The sequence below is a fragment of the Rathayibacter tanaceti genome (assembly GCF_001634385.1).
Taxonomy (GTDB): domain Bacteria; phylum Actinomycetota; class Actinomycetes; order Actinomycetales; family Microbacteriaceae; genus Rathayibacter; species Rathayibacter tanaceti.
On sequence record NZ_LIIN01000190.1, the window covers coordinates 1 to 3,369 of the forward strand.

The following is a 3,369-nucleotide window of genomic DNA, read 5'->3' on the forward strand; positions in this document are numbered from 1 at the left end:
CGTCCTCCTCGCGCATCCACCGCTCCCAGAGGCTGCGGTGCTCGGCGCCGTCGCGCTCGAGTCCCCGGCGGAGGCGCTCGTCGCGCGGAGTCTCGACCCAGACCCGGCAGGCGAGCGGGCCGGCCGCGCCCCTGGTGCAGGTCACCCCCTCCAGAACGACCACCGGCGCCCAGGCCACGGTGCGCCAGCCGCCGAGGCTGTCGCCGCGCCAGTCGGACCAGTCGCGCTGCTGGTAGACGGCGTCGCGGCCGGCGAGCAGCGGGGCGAGCACCTGCTCCTCGAAACGCGGCCACCACCCCGTGACGTCGCCCCACGACACGAAGTCGTCGATCGGAACGGTCGGAGCGCCGAGCCGCGTCGCCACCCGCGCGGCCAGGGTGCTCTTGCCGGAGCCGGACGGGCCGTCGATCCCGACGAGACGCACCCCCGGGACGTCGGCGTCGAGCGCCCGGCGGGCGATCCGCTCAAGGACGTCCACGCGCTGCTCCACTCTGCCTGCTCCACTCCGCCTGCTCCACTCTGCCTGCTGCCGCCTGCCACGTGCCTTCTGCCTGCGGCCCGGCGGCCGCCGACCTCGCCCTGCTCCCTCGGGCGAGCGGCACGGTACAGCGGCTCCTCCTGCACCCGCCCCCCCCCATTCGCGACCCGTCTGTGCGGGGGCCGGAGTGCAGCGCACGAGGGGCGCGGGCGACGAGATCAGCGGTCACGGCGCCCCGAGGAGGAGGGACCACAGCCAGCGGCGGCCGACGACGCGGTGCACGATCACGAAGACCGCCGCGATCGCGAGACCCGTGGGGACCAGCATCGCCGCCGCCGCGATCCGGTCGGCGGGCACCTCGATCAGGAGTCCGGCCGGCACCGCCAGGCAGATCGAGGCAGCGGCGGCCACGAGCGAGGAGCGACGGTCGCGGACCTGCGCGGCCGTCGGCGGCACGCCTCCGAGGTGCCTGCGGACGAGGCGACGCGCGACCGCCCACGAGAGGGTCGTCCCGAGCGCCGTGCCGAGCGCGATCGCCGGCACGACGAGCTCCGGGCCGAGGAGCAGCCCGCCGACCAGCGCACCGAGCGCGACGCAGAGGGCCGAAAGCACCTGCGTGATGAGGGAGTCGCGGGCGCGGCCGAGCGCGAACATCGCGCGGTTGAGCACGTACGTCTGACTGAAGCCGACGAGGCTCAGAGCGAGCACCTGCAGCACCGCGCCGATCACCGGCGTCCCGAAGACGAAGCGGGTGAGCAGCGGCGCGGCTCCGACGAACAGGACCGTCGAGAGCAGCGTGACCGCCAGGACGGAGTCCTCGGTGCGACGCAGGTTCGTCGCCGCCGCTACACGGTCGCCCCGATGCAGATCGCGGCTCAGTGGCGTGAACATCGCGGTCGCGACCGAGACGACCAGGATGCCGTGCGGCAGCAGGAGCAGCAGCTGCGCACTCGAGAACGAGTTCAGACTCGGCCCGTCCACTCCGGCCCGGTTCATCGTCTGGCCTGCCGCGGTCGCCGCATTCGAGACCACCACGTACGAGGCCTCGGCGACCAGCGCTCCGAGCAGCACCCAGACCGCGTCCCGCGACACTCCCCCGAGGCCTCCGAACCCGAACCGCGGCCGGAGGCGCACGCCGACCGCGCGGGCGAAGGCCGCGGCGATCACGCCCTGCGCCGCGATCGCCGCGGTCGCGCTCCCGCAGAGCAGTGTCACCATCGCCGGAGTCCAGCCGTCGGCGGGAGTCGTCACTGCCTCCGGGTACGCGAGCAGGAAGGCGCCGATGCCCAGCAGCGAGACCAGGTTCGCGAACGCCGGGGCCCACGCTCCGGGGCCGTACTTCTCGGCGGAGTTGAGCAGTTGCGAGAAGACGGCGAAGACGACGTAGAAGAAGATCTGCGGGAGGCACCAGTACGCCATCTGCGTGGCCAGCAGCGACCAGTCGGCCGACCAGGCGCCCGCGTACAACCCGACGATCGCCGGAGCCGCGAGCGTGCAGGCGACCGTGAGCAGGGCGGCGCCGCCGAGGCACGCGGTGAGCAGCCGCTCGAGGGTCCGCACTCCCTCCGGACCCGCCGCCCGCGCTCGGACCATCTGCGGCACCAGCACCGCGCCGAGCACTCCGCCGGCGATGAGTCCGTAGAGGTACGTCGGCGCCGAGTTCGCGACCTCGAAGACCTGGCCGCCCACCGAGGCGCTCGTGCTGCCGATCGCGACGACGAGCAGCGCGAGCCGGGCGAAGCCGAGGATCCGCGAGACGAAGGAGGCGACCACCATCCCTCCGGTCGCGCTGCGCATCCGGCAAGACTACGCAGCCCCGGTGCCGCGGGCTCGATGCGGCCTCACCGGCGCTCGCCGTGAGCTGTCTGCGACTCGCGGGGAATATACCCCCCGGGGGTATGTTGAATCCTCGTAGACCACGATGGAGGAGCAGCTAATGACCGAGCACCAGCACACCACCCGCGCGACATCATGGCGGGCGGCTGCGACCGCGACCCTGCACTGCCTCACTGGGTGCGCCATCGGCGAGGTGCTCGGCATGGTCATCGGCACCGGCCTCGGGCTGCACTCCCTGGGCACCGTCGCGCTCTCGATCGCCCTCGCCTTCGCCTTCGGCTACGCGCTGACGATGCGCGGAGTGCTGCGCGCTGGAGTCTCGTGGCGCGCCGCTCTCGGGATCGCTCTCGCCGCCGACACCGTCTCGATCGCGGTAATGGAGGTCATCGACAACACCGCGATGCTCGCCATCCCCGGCGCCATGGACGCGGGGATCACGGACGGGCTGTTCTGGGGATCGCTCGTCGCCGCACTCGCCCTGGCCTTCGTGATCACCACTCCGGTCAACCGCTGGCTGATCAGTAGCGGTCGGGGGCACGCGGTGGTGCACCAGCTCCACCACTGAGTCCGGCAGGCCGGCCGTGGTGAGGCCGACCGAGGGGTGCGCCCCTCCGCTGGGGCGGCGTCGGCTCAGGACGCCCCGGCTTGGCCTGCGACGGCTAGTCGGCCTGGTCGTCCGGGTCCTTGACGCTCGGCGAGGAGTGCGGCGTAAGCGATGACCGGCAGTCGCGGTGACAATGACCATGTCCGCAGTGCCTTCCCCGGAAAACAGGCCCTCGCGCAGGTGATGCAGCACGGCAACGCTGACCCGCCCCTCTCCATCAACGCGATCTACTGGGCGGTCTCCACCACTGCGCTCGAAGGACTCCTGGATCAGGTCCGCACCCGGCTCGTGGCCTCGCGCTAACAGGTAGAGACGAATCGGATGAACTGGAGAGCAATGCTCGATACAGTGAGGCTTATGCGAAACTCGTGTTGTTCTGAATGAAGAAAGATGAGTCGGCGGATGGCTGAGAATGCGTTCCGGAATGTGCATAGCGGACGCCTGTAGTCGG

The 3,369-nt window shown here is 71.7% G+C and carries 4 protein-coding genes; 2 read left to right on the forward strand and 2 right to left on the reverse strand.

What is annotated here, in order from left to right:
• Window positions 1–490 (reverse strand): uridine kinase family protein (locus ACH61_RS14550; protein ID WP_068213407.1); only part of this gene is annotated, 490 nt, incomplete at its 3' end.
• 213 nt (window positions 491–703) lie between these two features.
• Window positions 704–2,275 carry a murein biosynthesis integral membrane protein MurJ gene (gene murJ / locus ACH61_RS14555; protein ID WP_068213410.1) on the reverse strand — a complete coding sequence of 524 codons (1,572 nt, stop codon included), beginning with the start codon at window positions 2,273–2,275 and terminating at the stop codon, window positions 704–706.
• A 139-nt stretch (window positions 2,276–2,414) separates the two neighbouring features.
• Between murJ and ACH61_RS14560 the strand changes: the two genes are divergently transcribed.
• Together ACH61_RS14560 and ACH61_RS14565 are read left to right on the forward strand one after the other, a co-directional pair.
• Window positions 2,415–2,879, forward strand: a complete 465-nt coding sequence (locus ACH61_RS14560) for a DUF4396 domain-containing protein (RefSeq protein WP_199220897.1) — start codon at window positions 2,415–2,417, stop codon at window positions 2,877–2,879.
• Between the two features lie 150 nt (window positions 2,880–3,029).
• The gene (locus ACH61_RS14565; RefSeq protein WP_068213425.1) at window positions 3,030–3,221 is read left to right on the forward strand and encodes a hypothetical protein; all 192 of its coding nucleotides are present in this window, start codon (window positions 3,030–3,032) and stop codon (window positions 3,219–3,221) included.
• Window positions 3,222–3,369: the final 148 nt, after the last annotated feature.